Consider the following 23831-nt stretch of genomic DNA (forward strand, 5'->3'; position numbering starts at 1 on the left):
GGGGCCGATCCATCACGGGGCTCAGTCAGCGGCCTCGGCCGGCGCCGGAACCGGCGGCAGCGGCGAGGTCGGCTCGACCTTCACGTGCTCCAGCAGCAGCGCGACGGCGATGCCGGACAGCACCAGCAGCACCGCGCCGATCCGGAACGACAGCACGTAGCCGTCCACCAGGGCCTGGAAGGGCTGCGCGCCGTGGTGCTGCACCTGCGTGGCGGCGTGCCGCAGCGCCAGCGTCACCAGCGCGGCGAGGCCGAGCGCGCCGCCGACCATCCGGGTGGTGTTCTGCACCCCGGACGCCAGGCTCGCGTCCTGCTCGGTGACCGCGTGCATGGCCGCGTTCGTCATGGTCGGGAAGCAGATGCCGAACGACAGCCCCAGCACGATCATGCCGGGCAGGATGCCGGTGGCGTACGAGCTGCCGGTGCCGATGAAGCTGGCGATCAGCAGCGCCGCGCCGGAGCCGACCAGGCCCACGGTGAGCAGCGGCTTCACCCCGAACTTCGGCGTCATGCCCGTCCCGATGCCCATCCCCGCGCCCATCGCGAGGCCCATCGGCAGGTACGACAGCCCGCCGACCAGCGGCGAGTAGTCCAGGATCTGCTGCTCGAACAGCGTCAGCAGGTAGAAGTAGGTGAAGAACGCCGCCGCGAGGAAGAGCCCGGTGACGTTGGCGACCGTCCGGGTGCGGTTGGCGAAGAACGACAGCGGGAACAGCGGCTCGGACGCGCGGGTCTCCCAGCCGACCATGACCGCGAGCAGCACCACGCCGCCGATGAGCGGCAGCAGCACCTGCCACGCGCCCCAGGTGTGCGTGGCCGCCTGGAGCAGCCCGTACACGATCGCGGTCAGGCCGCCCGCGGCGAGGATGCCGCCGGGGTAGTCGAGCCGCGCCCCGGCCGCGCGGGTCATCCGGCTCTCCGCCATCAGCCGCGGGACGAGCGCCAGCACGACCAGCGCCACCGGGACATTGATGTAGAAGATCGAGCGCCAGGTCACCAGGTCGGTGAGCAGGCCGGAGATGATCGTGCCGAACGTCCCGGCGATGCCGGCGACACCGCCCCAGATGCCGAGCGCCTTCGCGCGCTCCTTCGGGTCGGTGAACATCAGCGCGATCAGGCCGAGGGACGCGGGCGCGGCGAGCGCCTCGCCGACACCCTGGCCGAACCGCCCGACGAGCATCATCGGCGCGTCCACGGCGGCGCCGCAGACCGCCGACGCGAGCGCGAACAGGGCGGTGCCGATCAGGAAGACCAGCCGCCGCCCGTACACGTCGGCGAACCGGCCGCCGAGCAGCAGCAGCGCGCCGGCCATCAGCACGTAGCTGTTCACCACCCAGGCCAGCCCCGGCCCGGAGAAGTGCAGGCTGTGCTGGATCTTCGGCAGCGCGACGTTCACCACGGTCATGTCGAGGACGAGCATGAACTGGATCAGGGCCAGCGCGATCAGCGCCTTCCAGCGGCGCGGGTCGGGCTCGGCCGCCGGACGCGTGGGCCCGGTCTCGGAGGTCTCGGTGTGCATGGGATTCCCCTCCATCATGGGCTGGATGTCAGTGGGGGCCGGTGTCGGCGAGGGACGGGACGTCCGCGGGGACGCGGCGTCCGCAGGACGGGACGCCCGCGGGGACGCGGCGTCCGCAGGACGGGACGCCCGCGGGGACGCGGCGTCCGCGGGACGGGACGTCGGCGGAACCGGAGCGTCAGGGCTTGACCGGCCGGTACGTGACGGCGACGACGCCGGTGGACAGCGTCGCGGTCTCGGTGACCTCCAGGGTCAGCGGCGGGACGCCGTCGAACAGCCGCATCCCGGCGCTGCGGACGATCGGGTGGATCATCAGGTTCAGCTCGTCCAGCAGGCCGAGCCGCAGCAGCGACCGGACGAGCCGGGGGCTGCCGGGCACCTGGATGTTCTTGCCGGGCTGCTCCTTGAGCCGGGTGACGGCCGCGCCGAGGTCGCCGCCCGTCAGCAGGACCGAGTTCTGCCACTTCAGGTCGCTGAGCGAGCTGGAGACGACGTACTTGGTCAGGCCGTTCATCAGGTCGGCCATCGGGTTCGGCGGCATCGACGTCCACATCTCGGCGAACTGGACGTAGGTGCGCGTGCCCATCAGCAGCGCGTCCGCCTCGGCTACGCCGGAGGTGATGCGCTGCCCGATCTCGTCGTTGAAGTAGGGCCCCTGCCAGTCGTCGGGCGCCTCGACGACGCCGTCCAGGGTCAGGAACAGGCCCGCGGTGAGCTTCCGCATGGCGGACTCCTTCTCTACCAGCCGGAACACGGTCCGGAACGGTGTTCCGGATCCGCCCTCCGGGCGGGGTGCATCGGTCTCTGGAGAAGGTGTCGAAGCCGGCGGCGAGGATTCGACATCATGGGGGGAACAGATCTGTACGGGATGCGACGCCGGGGGAGGATGTGACCGAGAACCTGCTGCGGGAGCTCGCGCCGGTGGTCCTCGGGAACCTGGTGCGCCGCTACGGCACGTTCGAGACCTGCGAGGACGCGGTGCAGGAGGCCCTGCTCACCGCGTCCACCCGCTGGCCGGAGGAGGGCGTGCCCGACAACCCGGCCGGCTGGCTGATCCGGGTCGCCTCGCGCCGCTGGACGGACATGCGGCGCAACGAGGAGGCGCGGGTCCGGCGGGAGCTGACCGTCGCGCAGCTCACCCCGCCCGGCGCGGAGACCGACCTCGGCCCCGGCCAGGACGACACGCTCACGCTGTTCTTCCTGTGCTGCCACCCGGCGCTGACACCGGCGTCCCAGGCGGCGCTGACCCTGCGCGCCGTCGGCGGGCTCGGGAACGCGGAGATCGCGCGCGCCTTCCTGGTGCCGCAGGCGACGATCGCGCAGCGGATCACCCGCGCCAAGCGCATGATCAGGGAGCACGGCGCCGAGTTCACGCTGCCCGGACGCGACGAGCTGCCCGCCCGCACCGCGGCCGTCCTCCACGTCCTTTACCTGATTTTCAACGAGGGTTACACGGCCAGCTCGGGAGCGGCGCTCTACCGGGTCGAGCTGACCAAGGAGGCGATCCGGCTCGCGCGCCAGCTGCACGCCCGGCTGCCCGACGACGGCGAGGTGGCGGGCCTGCTGGCGCTGATGCTGCTCACCGACGCGCGCCGGCCCGCCCGCGTGGACGCCGAGGGCCTCCTGCAACCCCTGCACCGCCAGGACCGGACGCGCTGGGACGCGGGCGCCATCGCCGAGGGGGTCGAGCTGATCACCAAGACGCTGCCCCGCGCGCACCTCGGCCCGTACCAGCTCCAGGCCGCCATCGCCGCCGTCCACGACGAGGCCGCCCGCGCCGAGGACACCGACTGGCCGCAGATCCTCGTCCTGTACGACATGCTCGACTCGATCGCGCCCGGCCCGATGGTCACGCTGAACCGGGCCGTCGCGGTCGCGATGGTGCACGGGCCGCGGACCGCGCTCGCCGAGCTGGCGGACGCCGAGTCCAGCCCGGCGCTGTCCCGCCACCACCGGCTCCAGGCGATCCGCGCCCACCTGTACGAGATGGCGGGCGACCGGGAGGCCGCGCGGGCGCAGTTCGAGCTGGCCGCGCGCAGCACCCTGTCCATGCCGGAGCGCCGCTACCTGGCCGCCCGCGCCGCCGAACTGGCCGAAGACCCGCCCTGACGCGCGGCCCGCGCTGCGGGGCTTGGACCTATTTGGCGGGGGCGTACTGGGCGCCGACGACACCGGAGCTGTAGGTGCCGGAACCGGTCAGCTCCAGGGCCATCCGGCTGGTGCCGTCCTCGAACAGCCGGTTCCCGGCGCCGAGCACGACCGGGAAGATCATCAGGGACAGCTCGTCCAGCACGCCGGCGGCCAGCAGCGACCGGACGAGCCGGGGGCTGCCCGGGACCTGGATGTTCTTGCCCGGCCGCGACTTCAGCTCCTTCACCGCCTCGACCACGTCTCCCTTGATCAGCTCCGACCCGCTCCACTCGACCTTGTCGATCGTCGAGGACGCGACGTACTTGGGAGTCTGGTTCAGGAACGCCGCCATCGGGTTGGAGTCGCCCTGCGGCGGCCACATCTCGGCGAACTCCAGGTAGGTGCGGCGGCCGAGCAGGATGGTGTCGGCGTTGGCGATCCCCTCGGCCATCACCTGCCCCATCTCCGGCACGAAGTAGGGGCCCGACCACTCGTTCGGCGCGTCCGTCACGCCGTCCAGGGTCATCATCAGTCCGGCGCAGACCTTGCGCATGGCAGTCTCCTCCGTCAGCCGAGGCTGGGCACGAACCAGCAACGTACCCGCGCGCCGCCCGCCGGACCCGGAGAACACGCCAGGCGCCCGGAACGCCCGTCCGCACGGGCTTCCGGGCGATTCGGCCATGCCGTCCGGCCGCCTGGGGACTAGGGCTTCCGGGCGATGATCACGCCGTTCGCGGCGGGCGCCCGGAACCGGACGGTCCGGGCCCCGGCGAACCCCGCGTCGGCCAGCCAGCCGCGGTACTCGCCCTCGGTGTAGTTGCGGCCGAACGTCCCGGCGAGCATGTTGAGGCTCATCAGCGCCGCGTCGAGCGGGCCGTCGCCCGAGTCGTCCACCAGCAGCTCGCTGACCACGACCGTCCCGCCGGACGGCAGCGCCCGGAAGCACTTGGCGAGGATCTCCCGGTCCCGCTCCTCGTCCCAGTCGTGCAGGACCATCGACAGCAGGACGGTGTCGTGCCCGCCGGGCAGGTCCGCGTCGGCGAAGAAGTCGCCGGGCCGGACGCCGATCCGGTCGGCCATGCCCTCCGCCACGAGCCGCTCGGCGGTCAGCTCGCACACGTGCGGCAGGTCGTAGACCGTGGCGTCCAGCTTCGGGAAGCGGCGGCACAGCTCGATCGCGAACGCCGCGCCGCCGCCGCCGACGTCCAGCAGCCGCCGGGACGCGCCGAGATCGACGGCCTCGGCGAGCGCGCGGGCGGTGACGGCCGACAGCGGGTACAGGCCGTCCCAGAACAACCGGGTCCGGTTCTCGGCCTCGAAGATGCTCACGTCGCCGTCGGCGACCTTGCGGCTCGGCTTGTTCGTCCGCACGGCCTCGGTCACCCGAGACCAGCCCGGGTACACGTACTTGTTCAGCATGCGGATGTAGTGGCCGAAGTAGTACGGGCGCCCGCGCACGAGGTACCGCTCGGCGAGTTCGGTGTTGCGGTAGGACGAGCCGTCCCGCGTGAGCAGGCCGAGCGCGGCGCACGCGGTCAGCAGGACCACCGCGGGCCGCTCCTCGATGCCCGCGACCGCCGCGAACTCCGCGGGCGTCGCGCCGTCCGACGCGGACAGGACGGTGAACAGGTCGAACTCCTCGGCGGCGACGAGCGCGTGCGACACGAGCAGGCCGTTCGTCAGCTCGACGAGCCGCTCGGCGCCGGGGATCTGCGCTCCCGGGCGATGGCTCATGACCGCTCCCCGAACCGGACGACCAGCTTCGGGAACACGATGTGCCGCCCGTTCTCGAAGTGCGGCTCCGGCGCGTCCACCAGCGTGAACGGCGGATGGTTCAGCAGCTCCCGCAGGACGGTCCGGATCTCGGTGCGCGCGAGGTTCGCGCCGATGCAGTGGTGGATGCCGTGCCCGAAGCTCACGTGGTCGCGGGCGTCGGCGCGGTCGGGGTCGAAGGCGTCCGGGTCGGCGAACCGGCGCGGGTCGCGGTTGGCGGCGTCGAACAGCAGCACCACGCGGGCGCCCTCGGGGATCGTGACCCCGCCGACCGTGACCTCGCGGGTGGTGACGCGGGTGAGCCGGTCGGCCGGGCACCAGCGGCGCAGCGACTCCTCGACGATGCCGTCCGCCAGGTCCGGCTCGGCGCGCAGCCGCTCCTGGAGCGCGGGGTCGCGGGCGAGCAGCCAGAGCGCGCGGGCGATCGAGTTCATCGGGTTGTCGTGCCCGGCCACGCAGTACGACACGATGATCGAGTAGAGCGTGTCGTCGGAGATGCGCTCGCCGCCGATCTCGGTCTCGGCGAGCCGCGCGAGGTAGTAGTCGCCGGGCTCGCGCCGGGCCCGCTCGATCTCGGCGGACAGCAGGTCGCGGAACGCGGGCCAGAACCCGGACGCGTCCGGGTCCTTCGACAGCCGCCGCCACATCTGCACGGTCAGGCCCCTGATCTGGTGCTGCGCCTCGTCCGAGAGGCCGATCGCGAGGCCGAGCGTGCCGATCGCGAACGGCTGCGCCAGCTCGCCGACCAGGTCCCCGGCGCGGCGCGCGGCCAGCGGCTCGACCAGCGACGCGGCGAGCGCCTCGATCTTCGGCTCCAGCGCGCGCAGCGCGGCCCGCTCCATCGGCGGCATCATCAGCTTCCGCAGGACGCGCTGCTCGGGCGGGTCGTGGTCGATCGGCGCGAACTTCGGCATCCCCTCGGCGCGCGGGAAGTGCACGCCCGCGCCCGAGCTGAACGTCTCGTGGTCGCGCAGCGCCTCCCGCACGTCCTCGTACCGGGACAGGATCCACATCCCGCCGTACCGGTCGGACCGGACGACCGGTCCCGTCTCCCGCACCTCGGAATTGACGATCTCGGCCGCCTCCGGCGTGTAGTCGGGATCGTGGTGGTCGAACCGCCTCGTCAACCGGTCAATAAGGTCGCGCCTGGGTGCCATCGTCGCCCTCTTCCTCTCGGAGCACGCCCTTCCGATGGTTTTCGGAAAGGCGGACGCCGGGCAACTCGCTCCTTGCTGCGCCGAACCGCCATGCGCAATTCGGCATTCGGCGAGATGGCATTTCCGGAGAAGCGGCGGGCGGCGCTCGGCAGGAATCGTTCTGCCGTGGAGGTGCCTTGATGAGCCCGAAAACCAGCCCCCGGAGCGCGGACGCCGTCCCGTGGCCCGCCGAGTTCGCCGCCCGCTACTACGAGCGCGGCTACTGGCAGGGCATACCGCTCGGCGCGCACGTCCAGGCCGCCGCGGACGCCACGCCCGACGCGCTGTGCCTGGTGGACGGGGACGTCCGCCTGACCTACCGCGAGTTGATGTCCCGTGCCGACGGAGCCGCGCTGCGCCTGCGCGACCTGGGCCTGCGTCCCGGCGACCGCGTCCTGACGCAGCTGCCGAACTGCTGGGAGTTCGTCGTGCTGGCGCTGGCGTGCCTGCGCCTCGGCACGCCGCCGCTGCTCGCACTGCCCGCCGCCCGCCGCCACGAGGTCACCGCGATCGCGGAAGCGGCCGGCGCCCGCGCCCTGGTCGTCACCGCCGACGACCGCGGCTTCGACCTGGAGGCCATGGCCTGGCAGGTCGCCGGCGACGTCCCGTCCGTGAAGAACGTCCTGGTAGCCGGTGGTACGAGCGGGAGGAGCGCGGACCTGGGGGAGTTGTGCGCCCCCGCCGAGGATGCGAAGGCGGCGCGGGCCGAGCTGGACCACGCGGCGCCGGATGCGGAGCGGACGGCGTTGTTCCTGCTGTCGGGCGGGACGACCGCGCTGCCCAAGATCATCGCGCGGACGCACAACGACTACGCCTACATGGTCGAGCGGTCGGCGGACGTCAGCGGCTTCGGCCCGGACACCGTCTACCTGGCCGTCCTGCCGTTGGCGCACGGGTTCCCGATGACGAGCGCGCTGGGCGCACTGATGTCCGGCGGACGCCTTGTCCTCGGAGCCTCGCCCGCGCCGGAGCGCGCGTTCGCCGACGTCGAGCGGGAGCGGGTGACGGCGACGTCGCTGGTCCCGGCCGTCCTGCGGCGGTGGGTGGAGCACCGCGAGCGGGACGCGCGGCACGACCTCGGCTCGCTGGAACTGCTCCAGACCGGCGGCGCGAGCATGCCGGCGGGGCTGGCGCGCAAGGTCCGGACGGTGCTCGGCTGCACGCTCCAGCAGGGCTACGGCATGTCCGAGGGCCTGCTCTGCTACACCCGCCGGGACGATCCGGAAGAGGTGCGGATCGCCACCCAGGGCCGTCCGGTCTGTCCGGACGACGAGCTGCTCGTCGTGGACGCCGAGGGTGTCCCGGTGCCGCCCGGAGAGCCCGGCCTGCTGCTCACCCGCGGGCCGTACACCGTCCGCGGCTACGTCGGCGGCGGCGAGGCGGAGGCGCGGGCGTTCGCGCCCGGCGGCTGGTACCGGACGGGCGACATCGTGCGGCTGCGCCCGGACGGCAACCTGGTCGTCGAGGGCCGCGACAAGGACGTGGTGAACCGCGGCGGCGAGAAGATCGCGGCGGCCGAGGTGGAGGCGCACGCGCTGCGCCTGGACGGCGTCGCGGCCGCCGCCGTCGTGCCCGTCCCGGATGACGAGCTGGGCGAGCGCGTCTGCCTCTGCGTCGTGCTGCGCCCCGGCCGCGCGCTCGGCCTGGACGAGGTGCGCGCCGCGATGGAACGCGAAGGCGTGGCCCGCTACAAACTCCCGGAAAGGCTCGAAGTGCTTCCCGACATCCCGCTCACCTCGCTGGGAAAGACCGACAAACGCGCCCTCCGAAACACTCTCGGTATATAGCGCCGTGCACGACAACTTCGGAGAAGACGCGTCCGGCGGCCCTTCCTACAGTGAGCCCATGGTCGCCGAAACAGCAGTGCCCGAAGCCGAATACCGCAATCCCCTGAGCGCGGAATTCATGCGCCGTTCCGCCGCCGAGCGGGTGGAGATCCTCGCGAGCCTGCGCGCCACCCGCGGGCCGGTGCGGTTCCGCCAGCCGAGCTCGATGGGCGGCCCGCCTGTCGAGTTCTACCTGGTCACCCGGTACGCCGAGGTGGAGGAGGCGAGCCGGCGCACCGACGTGTTCAGCTCCGAGCCCAACGCCACCACGCTGGAGGACCTGCCGCCGGACAAGCGCCGCGGCGCGCCCTCGATGATCAACATGGACGACCCGCGGCACGCCCGGATCCGCCGGATCGTCGCGCGCGCGTTCACCGTGCGGACGATCGCCGCGTTCGACCACCGCCTCCAGGAGGTCGCCCGCGGCATCGTGGACGACCTGGAGGAGCGCGGCCCCTGCGACTTCGTCGCGGACGTCGCCCGGCCGATGCCACTGAAGATCATCTGCACCATGATGGGCATCCCGGAGGAGGCGCACGACGAGGTCATCGAGCACAGCGAGACCTTCCTCGCGGCCACCGACCCGCTGGCCCGCCCGCCGCGCGACGCCGTCGCGCAGTCGGTGCGGTTCTTCGACGGGCTGTTCCGCGACCTGTCGCGCGAGCGCCGGAGCCGCCCGACCGGCGACCTGACGACCCTGCTCGTCCACGACGACGCCGACGGCGACGCGCTGGACGAGCGCGAGCTGGCGGTGTTCTTCCGCAGCCTCGTCGTCGCCGGGACGGGCACGACCCGCAACAGCCTCTCGCACGCCCTCATCCAGCTCACCGACCACGAGGACCAGCGCGAACTGCTGCTCGCCGACGTCCCCGGACGCATGCCCGGCACGGTCGAGGAGGTGCTCCGGCACGTCAGCCCCGTCACCTACATGCGCCGCAACCTCACCCGCGACTACGTCCTCGGCGACGTCGAGTACGCCAAGGGCGACATGATCGTCATGCACTACGGCGCGGCGAACCGCGACGAGACCGTCTTCGAGCGGCCGGACGACTTCGACATCACCCGCGACCCGAACCCGCACCTGGCGTTCGGCGGCCCCGGCCCGCACCTGTGCCTCGGCGCGAACCTCGCCCGCCGCGAGATGACCGTCCTGCTCGGCGAGCTGTTCACCCGGCTGCCCGGCCTGCGCGCCACCGGCGCGCCCGTCCTGCACGAGACGGGCCTGGTATACGGTGTCGATCGGCTGCCCTGTGCATTCTAGAAGCACCGCGTTCTAGGCGCCGCCTTCCCGCCGCGCTCCAGACGCGCTGCTTTCCAGCGATCCGCTGCCGGAGGCGAGGACCGTGAAGTACCTCATCCTGATCAACAGCAACCCCGAGTCCCGGCGGATCTGGGAGAAGATGCCCGCCGACCGGCGGGCCGAGGGCCTGCGCGCCTACGACGCGCTCACCAAGGACCTCGACACGTCCGGCGAGCTGATCGTCACGCACGCGCTCGCCGACCCGTCGCTGACCGTCCGGGTGCCGGGCGAGCCGGACCTGTCCCTCGCGGGCACCGGCGACGGCCCGTACGCCGAGGCGAAGGAGGTCCTCGCCGGGTTCTACCTGGTCGAGTGCGACGACATCGAGCAGGCCGTCGAGCACGCCAAGCGCATCCCCGAGGCCGCGTACGGCCTGGTGGAGGTCCGTCCGGTGATGGACTCCTACCCCTACCCGGAAGACTGACCTTCCCCCGCTGACCTTCCTCCACGGACATGAATGAGCCGCCCGGCTCCCCCAAGCCGGGCGGCTCGTCCAACGGCCGGCGGCCTCCGAACGCCAGCCGCGTCCCTGCGTCCCCGCGTCCGCGTCAGTCGCGGACGAGGCGGGTGAACGTGCGGAGGTCGGAGACGAGCGCCTCCGGCTGCTCCAGAGCGGCGAAGTGCCCGCCCTTGTCGTACTCCTGCCAGTGCGCCAGCGTCGGCAGCACCCGGTCGGCCCAGGCCCGGATCGGGCGCGTCGCGTCCGCCGGGAACACGGCCGCGCCGACCGGCGCGCGCATCGGCCACGGCCCGCCCCACGTCTTCACGAACTGCTCGGTGAGGTGCGTGGTCTCGTAGTAGATCTGCGCGCTCGGCCCGGCCGTCCCGGTGAGCCAGTAGAGCATCACGTTGGTGAGCATCCGGTCGCGGTCGATGGCCTCCTCGGGCGCGGCGTCGCAGTCGCCCCACTCGCGGAACTTCTCCATGATCCAGGCGAGCTGCCCCACCGGCGAGTCGGTCAGCCCGTAGGCGAGCGTGTGCGGGCGCGTGGCCTGGATCTTCTGCCAGCCGAAGCCGTCCTCGGCGAAGTACGCGTCGTGTGCGAGCTTCGCCTGGTCGGCCTCGCTCAGCCCCGCCATCTCGGACGGGTCGCCGGACGGCATCGTCACGACCATGTTCACGTGCACGCCCGCGACGTGCTCGGGGTCCTCCTGGCCGAGCATCAGCGAGATGACCATGCCCCAGTCGCCGCCCTGCGCGACGTACCGCTCGTAGCCGAGGCGGCTCATCAGCTCGGCCCACGCGCGCGCGATCCGGCGGCAGTCCCAGCCCGCCTCGCGGGTCGGCCCGGAGAACGCGAAGCCGGGGATGTGCGGGATCACGACGTGGAACGCGTCCGCCGGGTCGCCGCCGTGCGCGCGCGGGTCGGTCAGCGGGCCGATCACGTCCAGGAACTCCACGACCGACCCGGGCCAGCCGTGCGTGAGGATGACCGGCGTCGCGTCCGGCTCCGGCGACCGGACGTGCAGGAAGTGCACGTTCGCGCCGTCGATCTCGGTGGTGAACTGCGGGTACCGGTTCAGCTCGGCCTCGGCGGCGCGCCAGTCGTAGCTGCCCGTCCAGTACTCCACCAGCTCGCGCAGGTACTTCTGCGGGATGCCGCGCTCCCAGCCCACGCCGGGCAGCTCGGCCGGCCAGCGGGTCGCGGCGATCCGCCGGCGCAGATCGGCGAGTTGCTCCTCGGGAATGTCGATGCGGAACGGCTGCATTCGCTGTCCTTCGCTTTCGGTTGCTCCGGCCGTGTCGCTCCGGATGGCCAGCGTCGTGCCGTCACTGAATCATTTTCCCGGCGCCGCTTCTTCTTCTCCCGTGCGGTCTTCGAAATCGGCTCTGACCTGCGCCGACGGCGCCGCGCAAGGACGGAGATGCCGCGCCCGGCGCGGCGGGTGATCCTCGAAGCGGCTCATTGTGGATTCGCATCGCTCGAAAGGAGGGAAGCGGATGGGCGTACCCACCGTGCCCGCTTCCGGGAAACGGCATTCACCCTCGATATTCGGGGTCCGGGCGTTCGCCGCGCTCTCGCTGCTGACCGTGCACGTCGCGGTGTTCGCCGGCCTGTTCGGCACCACCGACTTCGGCGAGCACGAACCGGCCGGGAACCCGGTCGCGGTGTTCCTCGTCAGCGGCCTGCCGGTGACGATCGGGGTGCTGTTCGTCCCGCCCGCGATCTTCTTCTACCTGCCGATCGCCCGCTCGGTCATCGCGGGCGGAAAGATGCCGCCGCTGCGGAACACGCTGATCAGGCGGGGCCTGCGGCTGCTGCCCGCCTACTACCTGATGTACCTGACGGTGCTGTTCACGCTGAACCGGGGGGAGCTGAACAACTTCTGGGCCGTGCTGCGCCCGATCCTGCTCCTCCAGGTCTACCTGCCGCACCCGTTCGCGCCGAGCTCGATGAACGGGATGGAGATCATGTGGACCGTCCCGGACATGATCCAGTGGTACATCTTCCTCAGCCTCATCGCCTGGGGGACGCACAGGTACGCCGCGCGCGGCGCGACCCCGGCGGCCCGCGCCAAGCGGCTGATGCTGCCCGCGCCGATCCTGTTCGTCGTCGGCTTCGGCTGGCTGATCGGCGTCAAGGCGCTCGGCGGGGACGACCGGACGGTCTTCTGGTGGCCGTTCGGCATCGCGCCCGCGATGGGCGTCGGCATCGCGATCGCGTGCATGATCGCGCTCACCCGGATCTCCCCGGCGGACACGCCGAAGCTGATGAAGCTGGCCGCCGCGAAGCCCTGGATCTTCTGGGGCCTCGCCGGGGTGGTCTTCCTCGTCAACTGCTTCCGGCCGTTCAGCGTGATCGGGACGGGTTTCACACCCGGCCTGCACCTGCTGGTCACCAGCGTCCAGCTGTTCATGTTCGGCTCGCTGGTGGCGCTGCCGCTGATCGCGCCCGGCGCGCGCCGGCTGAAGCCCGTGGACGCCGTGCTCGGCAACGCCCCGACGGTGTTCCTCGGCAAGATCTCCTACGGGATCTACCTCTGGCACTTCGCCGCCATGCACTTCTACCTGCAACCCCAGACGATCCTGGACGGCAAGCCGAAGAGCATCGACGTGTTCTACGGCAGCAACGGCTTCGCCGAGCTGGAGACGGTCACGATCATCGGGACGGTCATCCTCGCGACGATCGGCTACTACCTGGTGGAACGTCCGGTCGGAGCCTGGGCCGACCGGCGCTTCCCCGATCCGCGCCCGCAGCCGGCGGGGTCGGCGCCGTCCGGGAAGAAGGCCGCCGCGCTGGCGGGCCGTCCCGCACCGGAACCGGCGCGCGCCGACGCGGCGGCCGTCGCCACGGCCGAGTCGCGCCGCGACGCGATCCGCTCCAACCTGAACGACCTGGAGAACAGCTTCGGCTGGCGGCTGCTCGCCGACACCGAGCTGTCCGGACGCAGCCGGACGCGCTGGCAGGCCGCGGCCACCGACCTCACGAGCCTGTGGCAGCTCTTCAACGCCTACTCCGTCGTCGTCCAGGACGCGGCGCTCGCGCTGAGCCGCAACGGGCAGTCGCCGAACGGCCGCTCCGCCGCGGACCTGCTCGACGCGCCCTCGGTCGTCCTCACCGATCCGGTGCCGCCGCTCGCCGAGCGCGACATCACCGATGACGGGCGCGTCGACCTCACGCCGGCCGCGGCGGTCGAGCGGATGAACCGCGTGTTCCGCCGCATCGCCGTCCTGGTGACCGACGTCGAGACCGTCTGGAACGAGGCCACGGCCCGGATCACCGATCTGCGCGACAACCTGGCGCAGGCGGGCGAGAGCGATGCCGCCCTGCAGCGCCTGATGGAGGTCCTGCGCTCCGACCCGCTCTCGCTCTGGCGGGACGGCGCCCTGGACACCACCGAGTTCGACCGCCTGCTGGCTGCAAGCTAGACGCATGAAGAACGGGCGGGACGGTCAGACCGTCCCGCCCGTTCTGTGCGTGCGCTACGAGGCGGCCTGCGCCTCGGCCTGGGCGGCGGCCTGGGAGCCGCGCAGCACCTTGGCCATCACCTTCGGCTTCATCAGCGCGGTCGGCGGGTCGATCAGGCCCGCGACCCGCATGAACGCGTCGGTGAGCGAGGCGTCCCGCGTCGCCGCCGCCTGGAGCTTGGCCATGTAGGCGTTCCCCATCCGGACCTTCAGCGGGCGCTCGCCCTGGACGCCCGGGAAGTCCAGGTCGCCGCTGGTCGAGATGTCCCACGGCTGGTTCACCACGCGCCCGACGGCCCGCAGGAACGTCCGCGCGTCCGGGACGGGCTCGCGCCGCAGCTGCCGGCTCAGCGCCATCGCCTCCATCGCCGCGACGGTCATGCCCTGCCCGTACACCGGGTTGAACGAGCAGATCGCGTCGCCGATGACCAGCAGCCGGTCCGGGAACCGGGTCAGCCGCTCGTACCGGCGCCGGACGCTCGCCGGGAACTGGAACGACACCGGGTCGGTGAGCGGCTCGGCGTCCTTGATGCCCTCGTAGACGTCCGGCACGGGCAGCGTCCGGGCGTACTCCAGGAAGCCCTCCTCGTCGGTCGGCGGGTGGTCGCCGAGGATGCCGGTCAGCGAGACGATGCACTCCTTCTCGCCGACCTGCCCGAAGAACGCGCCGCGTGGGTAGGCGGGCGAGGCGACCGGGTTGATCGACTGCACGCCGTCGAACATCTCGGGCCGGGACCGGTACAGCCGCGTGGTGTAGGTCAGGCCGATCTTCATCCGGTCCTCGGCCGGGCGGTCGTAGCCCAGCTCCTCCAGCCAGACGGGCAGCCGCGAGCCGCGTCCGGTGGCGTCCACGACGAGGTCGGCGGGCAGCTCGTACGGCTCCGCGCCGTCCGCCCGCTCCTGGAGCCGGACGCCGGTGATGCGCTCGTTGCCCGGGGACGCGAGCAGGCCGAGCAGCTCGGTGCGCTCCCGGTAGTCGACGTTGGGCAGCTTGGCGACCTGGGTGCGCAGGTAGTCCTCCAGGACAGGCCGCTGCGCCGTGATCGACAGCAGGCCCGTCCGCGCGGGCTGGATCAGCTTGGCGTTGAAGTACCAGCGCATCTCGCCCAGGTCGCCGACCGGGATGCCCATCGTGCGCAGGTCGTCCATCATCGCGGGGAACAGCCGGTCGAGGATGATCTGCCCGCGCGCGTGCAGGCCGTGCGCGTGCGCGGTGTGCGGCGCGCCCCGGCGCGGCCCGGCCACGCCGAGCACCTCGTCGCGGTCCACGACGACGACCTGGTCATAGTGCTCGGACAGGACGCGGGCGGCGAGCGTCCCGGCGACGCTGCCGCCGAGCACGACCGCTAGCTGTGTGCTGGTCACGGAGTCCTCCTGGAGGGTCGGCCTGGGATGGGGTGTCGGACGGTCATGCCGCGGTGTCCGTGCCGGTGCCGCCGCTGCCGGTGCCAGCGGCGGCGGCGGGCTTGCGGTCGGTGGCGGACGGCTCGCCGCCGCGCATCCCGAAGGCGTCGGCGAGGACGCCGAGCACCAGCTCGGGCCGCATCAGCGCCTGCGGCGGATCGACGAGCCCGGCGACGCGGAAGAACGCGGCGCTGAACCGGCCGTCCCGGGTCGCGGCGGCGTGCAGGCGCTTCATGTAGGCGTTGCCCATCCGGACCTGGAGGTTCCGGGGGCCCTCCACACCGGGGAACGCCAGGTCGCCGCCGGCCGAGATCTCCCACGGGTTGGCGATGATCGGCGCGATCTCCTGGAAGAACTCCAGCGGACGGGCCGGGCCCTTGGCGAGGTGGCCCGCGAGCGCCGCCGCCTCCATCGCCGCGACCGTCATGCCCTGCCCGTACACCGGGTTGAACGAGCAGACCGCGTCGCCGATGACCAGCAGCCCCTCGGGGAAGCGCGGCAGCCGGTCGAACCGGCGGCGCACGCTGCTCGGCACGTGGAAGCTCGTCGCCTCGCCCACCGGCTCGGCGATCTTGACGGCCTCGTACACCTCCGGCGCGTCCAGCGACCGGGCGAACTCCAGGAAGCCCTCGTCGTCGCGCGGCGGCTTGTCGCCGAGGATGCCGGTCAGCGACAGCAGCGCGATGCCGCCGGGGAACTTGCCGAAGAACGCGCCGCGCGGGTTGGCCGGCGACGCGACGGGGTTGATGGCGAGGTCGTCGCCGAACGGGTCGCTGTTCAGCTTGAAGAACCGGGACGTGTAGGTGAGGTCGATCCTGATGTGCTCCTCGGCCGGGCGCGGGTAGCCGAGGTTCTGCACCCAGCCGGGCGCGCGGCTGCCGCGTCCGGTCGCGTCCACGACCAGGTCGGCGTCGAGCGTCTCGTCCGGGCCGGGCTCGCCGTCCGGGCCGAACCGGACGCCGGTGACGCGCGTCCCGCCCGGGCCGGACACCAGCCCGCGCACCGCGACGCGCTCGCGGAAAGCGACGTTCGGCAGTGCGGCGACGCGTCCGCGGACGTGCGCCTCCAGCGCGGGACGCGTCGCCGAGATGCTCAGCAGCCCGGACGGGTGCTGGGCGAGCGGCACGCCGTTGAAGTACCAGCGCAGGTCGCCGGACAGGTCGCCGATCAGCACGTCCGGCGAGGCGTCCAGGTCGGCGGTGAGGCCGGGGAAGAGGTCTTCGAGCACGCCCTGGCCGCGGGCCAGCAGCGCGTGCGCGTGCCGCGCCTGCGGCACCCCGCGCCGCGGCTCGGTCACCCCGACCAGCGCGTCGCGGTCCAGGACCAGTACCTCCCGGTACCGGTCCGCGAGCACGCGCGCGGTCAGCAGGCCCGCCATTCCGCCGCCGAGAACGACGGCGCGGTCCCCGAGGTGTTCGGACACCGGAGGTCTCCCATCTTCAGGTGAAATGGATTCCAGTGCGACAGGAACCGCTTTTCCGCGGTATGGCGCATGGCCTCTCAAGCGAACCATCCGGCCGCTTTCGCGGCTTCTCTCGCAGTGCTTTTCTCCGGTCCCGTTGACCGCAATCGCGGAGATGCCGGGACGGCCGCGTCCCGGCGACGATCGGGAGGGCGTGAAACCGACGCGACCCCGACGAGCGAGAGGCGTGAACGACGTGCCGAAGATCATCACCAATGACGACGGGACCCGCTCCCTCACCCTGGACACCGGCGAGCTGACGCTCGTCACCGGCTTCCTCGGCGAGCAGGCGCCGCGGCTGCGCAAGGCGCTGGACATGGTCGAGGGCCACCAGATCCGGGTGACGCTGGACCTGGTCCGCGCCCGCAACCGCATCGGCGGCGGCGAGGCCGAGTAAGACCGCAAGCGAAGGCGCCGGCGAGGTCGAGGACCTCGCCGGCGCTTCTATCTATCGGCTCGCGACCGGACGGCCGCGCTGTCGCCGCCTCGCTCTATTGGAAGGAGATCGGGGTGCGGGCGCCGGGGTCGAGGTTGAGGTCGCCGATGCCGATCTCGCACTGCTGCACCTTGCAGTCCACCGGGCCCCACGTCGTCCCGTCGAACTTCACGCCCTGGAAGGACGCGCGGACGGTGAGCGGCGTGGCGAAGTTCCCGTTCGCGTCCGCCGTCCCCTGCACGATGTCGGGGAAGCTGCAGGCGAACGTGTTGGGCTCGACCTCGGCGCACTCGCCGACGCGGTAAGTGGTGCCGGGCGTCAGGCCGGTGGCGGAGGTCTGCACGACCTGCCCGTCCGACAGGCCCGACGACGGCGTCACCGTCAGCGCGACGGCGGCGGAGGCGGGGGAGGAGAGCGCCGCGCCCACCGCGAGGGTGAGCACGGACGCCCCGACCAGCTTCGTGAACATGGGGTTCCTTTCGGGAGCCTCCGCGCCGGCCCCATGCCGGCGCGGGCCTTTCTCAGCGGGGGTCGCGCGGGCAGTTCTGGTAGCCCGCGAGCCGCCACTCGCCGTCCTGCCGGACGGCCAGCCAGGTGGCGCGGATGGCCGCCTCGTCGGCCAGCTCGGTCCGGCCGGCGGCGATGACGCCGCCCTCGGTGATGAGCACGCACACGTCCGGCGCGAGGAACCGCATGCTCAGCGGCTTGCCGGTGACGCGGGTGCCCTTGAACGGGCCGGCGAACGCGGCCCGCATGAAGCCGGCGATCGCCTCCCGCCCGGCCTGGTGGACGCCGGGCAGGGTGAGGGTGCCGTCCTCGGTGAACAGGGCGCCGAACCCGTCGGCGTCGTGCTCGGCCCAGGCCTCGATCATGCGCTGCGGCAGGCCGGCGACCGCCGCCTGGTCGGCGGCGCTCGGCCCGGAGCCGGTGGCCTTGCCTGCTGCCTTGCCTGTCGCCTTGGACGACGTGCTCGCTGCCATTTCTCTTCCCTCTCCCGTGCCATTCCTTTTGCGCTCTGGCACTTTCCGACCCTTCCATCCGCGCCCCCGGACGGACATCTCCCGGATTGCTCGGAGCCGTCCGGAAACGCAATCCATCGGATGCGCCGCGCGGTGGTGCCGGACGACCATTGCGGAGATCGCAGTCCATTTCGTCGAAGGAGGACAGGGTGGCCATCGCCCAAGCGCCGACGCGGGCCGAGCTGGTCCGCGCCGCGGCGTCCCTGAAGCCGCAGCTCACCCAGCACGCGGCCTGGCACGAGCAGAACCGCCGCCTGCACGAGGACACCGTCCGGGCCCTGTCCGAGGCCGGGATGTTCCGGCTCCGGCTGCCGGCCCGGCACGGCGGCCTGGAGGCCGACGCCCGCACCGTGGTCGAGGTCGTCGCCGAGATCGCCCGCGCGGACGGCTCGGCCGCGTGGGTCGCGGCGGTCAACGCCATCACCACCTGGATGGCCGGGCTGCTGCCCGACGAGGTCCAGGACGAGGTGTTCGCCGACCCCGACGCGCGGCTGTGCGGGACGCTCAGCCCGACCGGCATGTGCGAGCCCGCCGACGGCGGCCTGCTGCTGAACGGCCGCTGGGGCTTCATCAGCGGCGCGCACCACGCGACCTGGCAGGTGATCGTGGCGATGGCCCCGGCGCCGGACGGGTCGCTCTGGCCGATCATGACCGTCGTGCCGATGTCCGAGCTGTCGATCGTGGACGACTGGGACACCACGGGCCTGCGCGGCACCGGCAGCGTCAGCACGGTCGCCGAGAACGTGCTGGTCCCGCAGGAGCGGGTGCTGCCGCTGCCGCTGGTGCTCACCGAGCGGTACGCGTCCAAGAGCAACGCGTCCTCGCCGGTCTTCCGCGCGCCGCTGCTGCCGACCGCGTCCGCGCTGTCGGTCGGCGCGGCGGTCGGGCTGGCCGCCGCCGCGCGGGACGCGTTCTTCGAGCGGCTGCCCGGCCGCAAGATCACCTACACCGGCTACGAGCGGCAGCAGGAGGCGCCGGTGACCCACCTGCGGGTCGCCGAGGCCGTGATGATGATCGACGAGGCCGCGTTCCACGCCCACCGGCTCGCCGACATGGTCGACGCCAAGGGCGCGGACGGCTCGCCGTGGAGCATGGAGGAGCGGGCCCGCGCCCGCGCCGACATGGGCCGCGCCTGCCGGCTCGCCGAGGAGGCCGCCGGAGTGCTGAACGCGGCGAGCGGCGGGTCGTCCATCTACAACGACGTGCCGATCCAGCGCATCGCGCGCGACCTGCACGCGATCAACATGCACGCGCTGATGCACCCCGACACCAATGACGAGCTGTACGGGCGCGTCCTGTGCGGCATGGAGCCCGACACCCTCTACATCTGACCCGACCGGAAGACCGGTCCTCCGGAATCCGACCCGTCCGGAAGACCGGCCTCCGGGAATCCGACCCCTCCGGAAAAGTGACGGCCGCCGGGAGCAGCTGCCCGGCGGCCGTCACGCGTTCCAGGAGTTAAGGAGCGCAGGTCAAGGAGCGCAGGGGGCGAGGTCGCCGGTCGGCGGGGTCGCGGGCGGCGGGCCGAAGAACAGGTCCGCGCACGCCTTCAGGTAGCTGGAGTTCTCCTCCGGGATCCAGTGCCCGGAGTCGGGCGCGACGGCCTGCCGGACGTCGGTCGCGACCGCCTGGAAGGACTGCGCGACACCCGGTCCGAAGACGTACTGGGCGCCCATGGCCAGAACCGGCATCGTGAGCTTGCGGTCGGCGTTGGCCTTGTTGTCGGCGGCGTTCGCCGGGAACGCCCGGTAGTACTCGAACCCGGCGCTGCGGTGGGTGGGGTCGGAGTAGGCGGCGAAGAACCGCGCCTGGTCGATCGCGTCCGGGTGCCGGGCCGAGCTGAACAGCCAGCCCAGGTACGTCTTCACGTGCGCGTAGTCGTTGATGATGTTCTCGGGGACCGGCTTCGGGCTCTGGTTGAACAGGAAGTGCCAGCTCAGGCTGTAGGCGTTCTCCAGGCCGAAGCCGTTGAGCATCGTCTCCAGCGCGGCCAGCCGGGTCACGTCGGACGGGTAGTCGCGCGCGTAGTCGTAGCCGACCAGCGCGCCGAGGTCGTGCGTGAGCAGCCCGACCTTGCCGAGGCCGAGCGTGGTCACCGCCTGGTGGATCCGCGCGGCGGCGTGCGCCATGTCGAACCCGCCGGACGGCACGCTCGACGAGCCCAGCCCGGGCAGGTCGAACGCCACGACCGTGTGGCTCTTGGCGAGCTCGGGCATGACGTCCCGCCACTCCCACCAGGTCTCCGGCCAGCCGTGCAGCAGCACCAGGACCGGTCCCGTGCCGCCCTTGACGTAGTGCAGGGTGCCGCCGTCCACCGGCACCGTCCCGTGCTGGAACATCGAGAGGTCTGCCGCCGCGGTCGCCGGCCGCGCGCCGACCTGCGCGCCCGCCGCGGTGCCGAACAGCACCACGGCCGCGGCCGCCGCCGCTCCCACCCCGCTCCGCCACCAGGTGCGGTGCCGGGCCCGTCCGGACCTGCCCGCCTTCGCGTGCGCCCTGCCGCTCACATGCGAACCGCTCACGTGCATGCCGCTTCCCTTCGCGTCGAACCGATCGTGTCGAACCGATCGCCGTCGGGTCGCGGGGTTAGACCGGCGGGGCCCGCGAGAATCATCGGCGCGCGATGGCCGGAACCGGAGCAATCTGGAAGAAGGTTCCGGCGCGGGCGCTGACCGACGATGAGGTGGCTGGTTCGGATGCGCGTGCGGGGTGCGGCGGTTCCGCGGAGTGCCGCCCGTTCCCGGGAGAGGCGGGAAGGTGACCGACAGCCAGGTGCTCAGGTTCCTGCTCGCGCTGGCGTTCGTCGTCGTCCTGGCCCGGCTGGCCGGACGCGTCGCGCGGCGGCTCGGCCAGCCCGAGGTCATCGGGGAGATGGCCGTCGGCATCCTGATCGGCCCGACCCTGCTGCACGGCCGCGTCGGCGACCTGCTGTTCCCCGCGGCCGTCCGGCCGTTCCTGACCGCCGTGGCCGATCTCGGCCTCGTGGTGTTCATGTTCGTCGTCGGCCTCGAACTCGACCACCGGACGGTCCGGACCGTCGGCCGCGCCACCGCCGGCGCGGCGGCGGGCGCCACGCTGCTGCCGCTCGGCCTCGGCGCGCTGCTCGGCCTCTATCTAGCGCCGCGGCACGCCGCCGGGCACGAGACCGGGTTCGTGCTGTTCATGGCGGTGGCGATGTCGGTCACTGCGTTCCCTGTGCTGGCCCGCATCATCGGTGACCGCGGGCTCGGCGGGACGCCGCTCGGCACGGTCGCGCTCAGCACCGCCGCCGTCTGCGACGTCGTGGCGTGGACGCTGCTCGCGGCCGTCCAGGCCGCGGTCGGCGGCGCGGCGGCCTGGCAGATCGCGCTGACCGTCCCGTACGCCGCGGTGATGCTCCTGGTCGTCCGGCCGCTGCTGGAGCGGTCGCGGCTGACCGGCGCCCTCGCCGCGCGCTCGCCCGCCGCGCTCGCCGCCGTCCTGACCTGCCTGCTGCTCTCGGCGTCGGCCACGCAGGCGCTCGGCCTGCACTTCATCTTCGGCGCGTTCCTGTTCGGGCTCGTCCTGCCGCGCGGCGAGCGGGACGAGGCGCGCGGCGCGCTGCTGCACGGGCTCCAGTTCGGCACCGTCCTGCTGCTGCCCGCCTACTTCGTCCTGGTCGGGCTGAAGGTGGACCTCGCCCGCACCAGCGGGCGGGACCTGCTCGACCTCGGGCTGATCCTCGCCACCGCCGTCGCGGCCAAGTTCGGCGGCGCGTTCCTCGGCGCGCGGGCGCAGGGCCTGCCCGCGCGGATGTCCGCGCTGCTCGCGGTGCTGATGAACACGCGCGGGCTGACCGAGCTGGTCGCGCTCGGCGTCGGCCTCGGGCTGGGCGTGCTCGACCGCGGCCTGTACGGGCTGATGGTCGTGATGGCGCTGGCGACGACCGCGATGACCGGCCCCGCGCTGAAGCTGCTCGGCGTCGACCGGTACGGCCGGGAGACCCTCGCGGACGACCGGCCGGAACCGGCCGCGACGGCGGCCTCGGGGGAGCCGGGCTAGCTGCGTTACTGGGGGAGTTCGGCTGGGGCTGACTGCGGAGAGGAGCCGACATGAGCGGAGTCGATGGCGAGGACACCGGCAGGGGCGACGCCGGGAGGGGGGACACCAGCAGGCAGGACGCGGACGGCCGGTCGTTCGGGCGGCGGCGGCCGGTGCTGTTCTGGACCGGCACGGCGATGGTCACGGCCGGGGTCGTCCTGCACCTGCCGATGTACATCCAGGCCCGCGACATGAAGTACCACATGGCCGGAATGAAGATGGACGCCTCGATGGTCACCGGCATGGTGCTCATCGTGGCCGGCCTGCTCGCCGCCGGGTACGGTCTGCTGCCGCGCCGGGCCGACTACGGCCGGGCCGCCGGGCTGCGCGTCCGGGCGCTGGACGACGCCCCGCTCGGCGCGACGCACGTCGGGCTGCTGCTCGTCCTCGCGGCGGCGGTGACGATCGACGTGATGAAGCCGACGTCCCTCGCGTTCGTCGTGCCGGGCTTCGCCAAGGAGTACGGCCTCAAGACCGCGCTCAACCCGCACGGCAGCCATCCCGCCGCGCTGCTGCCGCTGTTCGGCATCACCGGGACCGTCCTCGGGTCGCTGATCTGGGGCTGGCTCGGCGACCGGATGGGACGCCGCGCCGCGATGCTGCTCGCCGGGGTGCTGTTCGTCGGGACGTCCATCTGCGGGACGATGCCCGGCTACAAGCTGAACCTGCTGATGTGCTTCATCATGGGCCTCGGCGCGGGCGGCATGCTGCCCGTCGCGTTCACGCTGCTGTCGGAGACGATCCCGGCCCGGCACCGCGGCTGGCTGATGGTGCTGATCGGCGGCGACATCGCGGGCGCGTACGTGCTGACGAGCTGGGCGTCCGAGTCGCTCACCCCGACCTACAGCTGGCGCGTCCTGTGGCTGCTCGGGCTGCCGACGGGGCTGCTGTTCATCCTGCTCACCCGCTGGATCCCCGAGTCGCCGCGGTTCCTGCTCGCGGTCGGCAAGGAGGACGAGGCGCGCCGCGTGCTGAAGCGCTACGGCGCCGAGATCGTGCCGATCGAGACGTCCGAGCTGGCCGTCGAGAAGGACGTCAAGGCCGGGTACGCGCAGCTGCTCCGCTCGCCGTTCCTCGGCCTGACGCTGGTGCTCGCGCTGGTCGGCGGCGGGATCGGGCTCGTCCTGTACGGGTTCCAGCTGTGGCTGCCGACCAACCTGCGGCACCTCGGCTACACCGGCGTCACCGCCGACCGGGTGCTGCGCGACTCGTCCCTGATCGGCTTCCCGCTGAACCTGCTGGTCGCCTACCTCTACCACCGGTCGAGCCGCTGGACGCTGATCGGGCTGAGCGCGGTCGTCGCGGCGGCGCTGCTCGGCTTCGTGGCGATGGGCGACTCGGTCGCCGACGACAAGGCCGTGCTGCGCGTCCTGCTGGTGGTCCCGATCTGGGGTGCCAGTTCGGTCGTGGCGGTGCTGTCGGCGTACGGCGCGGAGGTGTACCCGACGCGGATCCGGTCGCGGGGCAGCGGGCTCGCGGCGGGCATGACCAAGGCGGGCGGCGTGCTGGTGATCGCGATGGTGGTGTCCGCGGTGGCGGTGCCGTCCGTCCGGACGACGGCCCTGCTCGGCGCCGTCCCGCTCGCGCTGGCCGTCGTGCTGGCGATCGCGGTGGCCATCGAGACCCGGCACCGCCGGCTGGAGGACATCACCGGCGCCGAGCTCGGCGCCGAGTCCGCACCCGTCTGACCGGGGAAGAGAGCACGCGCGCGGTCCGCACGTTCGCATAGGGCTCTCCGGTCCGGCCCGGGTGATCCTGGAGTCCGATCCCCAGGCATTCCCAGGAGAGGACTCGGGCTC

The 23831-nt window shown here is 72.5% G+C and carries 20 protein-coding genes; 9 read left to right on the top strand and 11 right to left on the bottom strand.

Translation table 11 applies throughout. The annotated features are described in order from the left end of the window. Positions 1-21: 21 nt before the first annotated feature. Together FHU30_RS07020 and FHU30_RS07025 are read right to left on the bottom strand one after the other, a co-directional pair. Positions 22-1518, bottom strand: a complete 1497-nt coding sequence (locus FHU30_RS07020; RefSeq protein ID WP_253873140.1) for an MFS transporter — start codon at positions 1516-1518, stop codon at positions 22-24. A 178-nt stretch (positions 1519-1696) separates the two neighbouring features. Further along, positions 1697-2242 (bottom strand): dihydrofolate reductase family protein, encoded by a 546-nt coding sequence (locus tag FHU30_RS07025; protein ID WP_253873143.1) that lies wholly within the window; start codon positions 2240-2242, stop codon positions 1697-1699. A 164-nt stretch (positions 2243-2406) separates the two neighbouring features. On the opposite strand from FHU30_RS07025, the gene FHU30_RS07030 reads away from it, so the two are divergent. Further along, a complete protein-coding gene (locus FHU30_RS07030; protein WP_253873145.1) occupies positions 2407-3627 on the top strand; it encodes an RNA polymerase sigma factor in 1221 nt (406 codons plus the stop codon). Between the two features lie 28 nt (positions 3628-3655). On the opposite strand, the gene FHU30_RS07035 is transcribed toward FHU30_RS07030, so the two are convergent. The 3 genes from FHU30_RS07035 to FHU30_RS07045 form a co-directional block, all read right to left on the bottom strand. Further along, positions 3656-4201, bottom strand: a complete 546-nt coding sequence (locus tag FHU30_RS07035; RefSeq protein ID WP_253873148.1) for a dihydrofolate reductase family protein — start codon at positions 4199-4201, stop codon at positions 3656-3658. Between the two features lie 149 nt (positions 4202-4350). Beyond that, on the bottom strand, positions 4351-5382 hold the full coding sequence (locus tag FHU30_RS07040; RefSeq protein ID WP_253873152.1) for a methyltransferase: 1032 nt from the start codon (positions 5380-5382) through the stop codon (positions 4351-4353). Further along, entirely contained in the window at positions 5379-6548 is a 1170-nt protein-coding gene (locus FHU30_RS07045) for a cytochrome P450 (protein WP_253873155.1), read from the bottom strand. The genes FHU30_RS07040 and FHU30_RS07045 overlap by 4 nt, the downstream gene beginning before the upstream one ends. A 209-nt stretch (positions 6549-6757) precedes the next feature. On the opposite strand from FHU30_RS07045, the gene FHU30_RS07050 reads away from it, so the two are divergent. From FHU30_RS07050 to FHU30_RS07060, 3 genes are all read left to right on the top strand, one after another. Next, on the top strand, positions 6758-8404 hold the full coding sequence (locus FHU30_RS07050) for a (2,3-dihydroxybenzoyl)adenylate synthase (RefSeq protein ID WP_253873158.1): 1647 nt from the start codon (positions 6758-6760) through the stop codon (positions 8402-8404). Between the two features lie 58 nt (positions 8405-8462). Beyond that, entirely contained in the window at positions 8463-9704 is a 1242-nt protein-coding gene (locus FHU30_RS07055; protein WP_253873162.1) for a cytochrome P450, read from the top strand. A gap of 82 nt (positions 9705-9786) precedes the next feature. Next, on the top strand, positions 9787-10167 hold the full coding sequence (locus tag FHU30_RS07060) for a YciI family protein (protein ID WP_253873164.1): 381 nt from the start codon (positions 9787-9789) through the stop codon (positions 10165-10167). Positions 10168-10291: 124 nt separating this feature from the next. Here FHU30_RS07060 and FHU30_RS07065 read toward each other — a convergent pair whose 3' ends face one another. Beyond that, positions 10292-11452, bottom strand: a complete 1161-nt coding sequence (locus FHU30_RS07065) for an epoxide hydrolase family protein (RefSeq protein WP_253873167.1) — start codon at positions 11450-11452, stop codon at positions 10292-10294. 232 nt (positions 11453-11684) lie between these two features. On the opposite strand from FHU30_RS07065, the gene FHU30_RS07070 reads away from it, so the two are divergent. Further along, the gene (locus FHU30_RS07070) at positions 11685-13613 is read left to right on the top strand and encodes an acyltransferase family protein (protein ID WP_253873170.1); all 1929 of its coding nucleotides are present in this window, start codon (positions 11685-11687) and stop codon (positions 13611-13613) included. A gap of 54 nt (positions 13614-13667) precedes the next feature. Here the strand turns inward: FHU30_RS07070 and FHU30_RS07075 are convergent, their stop codons facing one another. Further along, a complete protein-coding gene (locus FHU30_RS07075) occupies positions 13668-15017 on the bottom strand; it encodes an NAD(P)/FAD-dependent oxidoreductase (protein ID WP_253873172.1) in 1350 nt (449 codons plus the stop codon). 43 nt (positions 15018-15060) lie between these two features. Beyond that, complete coding sequence (locus FHU30_RS07080) at positions 15061-16479, bottom strand: FAD-dependent oxidoreductase (protein WP_253873175.1); 1419 nt, start codon at positions 16477-16479, stop codon at positions 15061-15063. A 226-nt stretch (positions 16480-16705) separates the two neighbouring features. Here FHU30_RS07080 and FHU30_RS07085 point away from each other — a divergent pair, with 226 nt between their 5' ends. After that, entirely contained in the window at positions 16706-16915 is a 210-nt protein-coding gene (locus FHU30_RS07085) for a hypothetical protein (protein ID WP_253873177.1), read from the top strand. Positions 16916-17009: 94 nt separating this feature from the next. Here the strand turns inward: FHU30_RS07085 and FHU30_RS07090 are convergent, their stop codons facing one another. After that, positions 17010-17423, bottom strand: coding sequence for an enediyne antibiotic chromoprotein (locus tag FHU30_RS07090; RefSeq protein WP_253873179.1), 414 nt, complete (start codon positions 17421-17423; stop codon positions 17010-17012). A 52-nt stretch (positions 17424-17475) separates the two neighbouring features. Continuing rightward, positions 17476-17934, bottom strand: a complete 459-nt coding sequence (locus FHU30_RS07095) for an SgcJ/EcaC family oxidoreductase (protein WP_253873182.1) — start codon at positions 17932-17934, stop codon at positions 17476-17478. Positions 17935-18122: 188 nt separating this feature from the next. Here FHU30_RS07095 and FHU30_RS07100 point away from each other — a divergent pair, with 188 nt between their 5' ends. Then, the gene (locus FHU30_RS07100; RefSeq protein ID WP_253873184.1) at positions 18123-19304 is read left to right on the top strand and encodes an acyl-CoA dehydrogenase family protein; all 1182 of its coding nucleotides are present in this window, start codon (positions 18123-18125) and stop codon (positions 19302-19304) included. Between the two features lie 141 nt (positions 19305-19445). Here FHU30_RS07100 and FHU30_RS07105 read toward each other — a convergent pair whose 3' ends face one another. Continuing rightward, positions 19446-20501: an alpha/beta fold hydrolase gene (locus FHU30_RS07105; RefSeq protein ID WP_253873187.1), complete on the bottom strand. Its 1056-nt coding sequence runs from the start codon at positions 20499-20501 to the stop codon at positions 19446-19448. 229 nt (positions 20502-20730) lie between these two features. On the opposite strand from FHU30_RS07105, the gene FHU30_RS07110 reads away from it, so the two are divergent. Together FHU30_RS07110 and FHU30_RS07115 are read left to right on the top strand one after the other, a co-directional pair. Next, complete coding sequence (locus tag FHU30_RS07110; protein WP_253873190.1) at positions 20731-21993, top strand: cation:proton antiporter domain-containing protein; 1263 nt, start codon at positions 20731-20733, stop codon at positions 21991-21993. Between the two features lie 50 nt (positions 21994-22043). After that, entirely contained in the window at positions 22044-23720 is a 1677-nt protein-coding gene (locus FHU30_RS07115; RefSeq protein WP_253873193.1) for an MFS transporter, read from the top strand. Positions 23721-23831 lie beyond the last annotated feature (111 nt).

Source organism: Actinomadura rupiterrae, from assembly GCF_024172125.1.
Classification (GTDB): domain Bacteria; phylum Actinomycetota; class Actinomycetes; order Streptosporangiales; family Streptosporangiaceae; genus Spirillospora; species Spirillospora rupiterrae.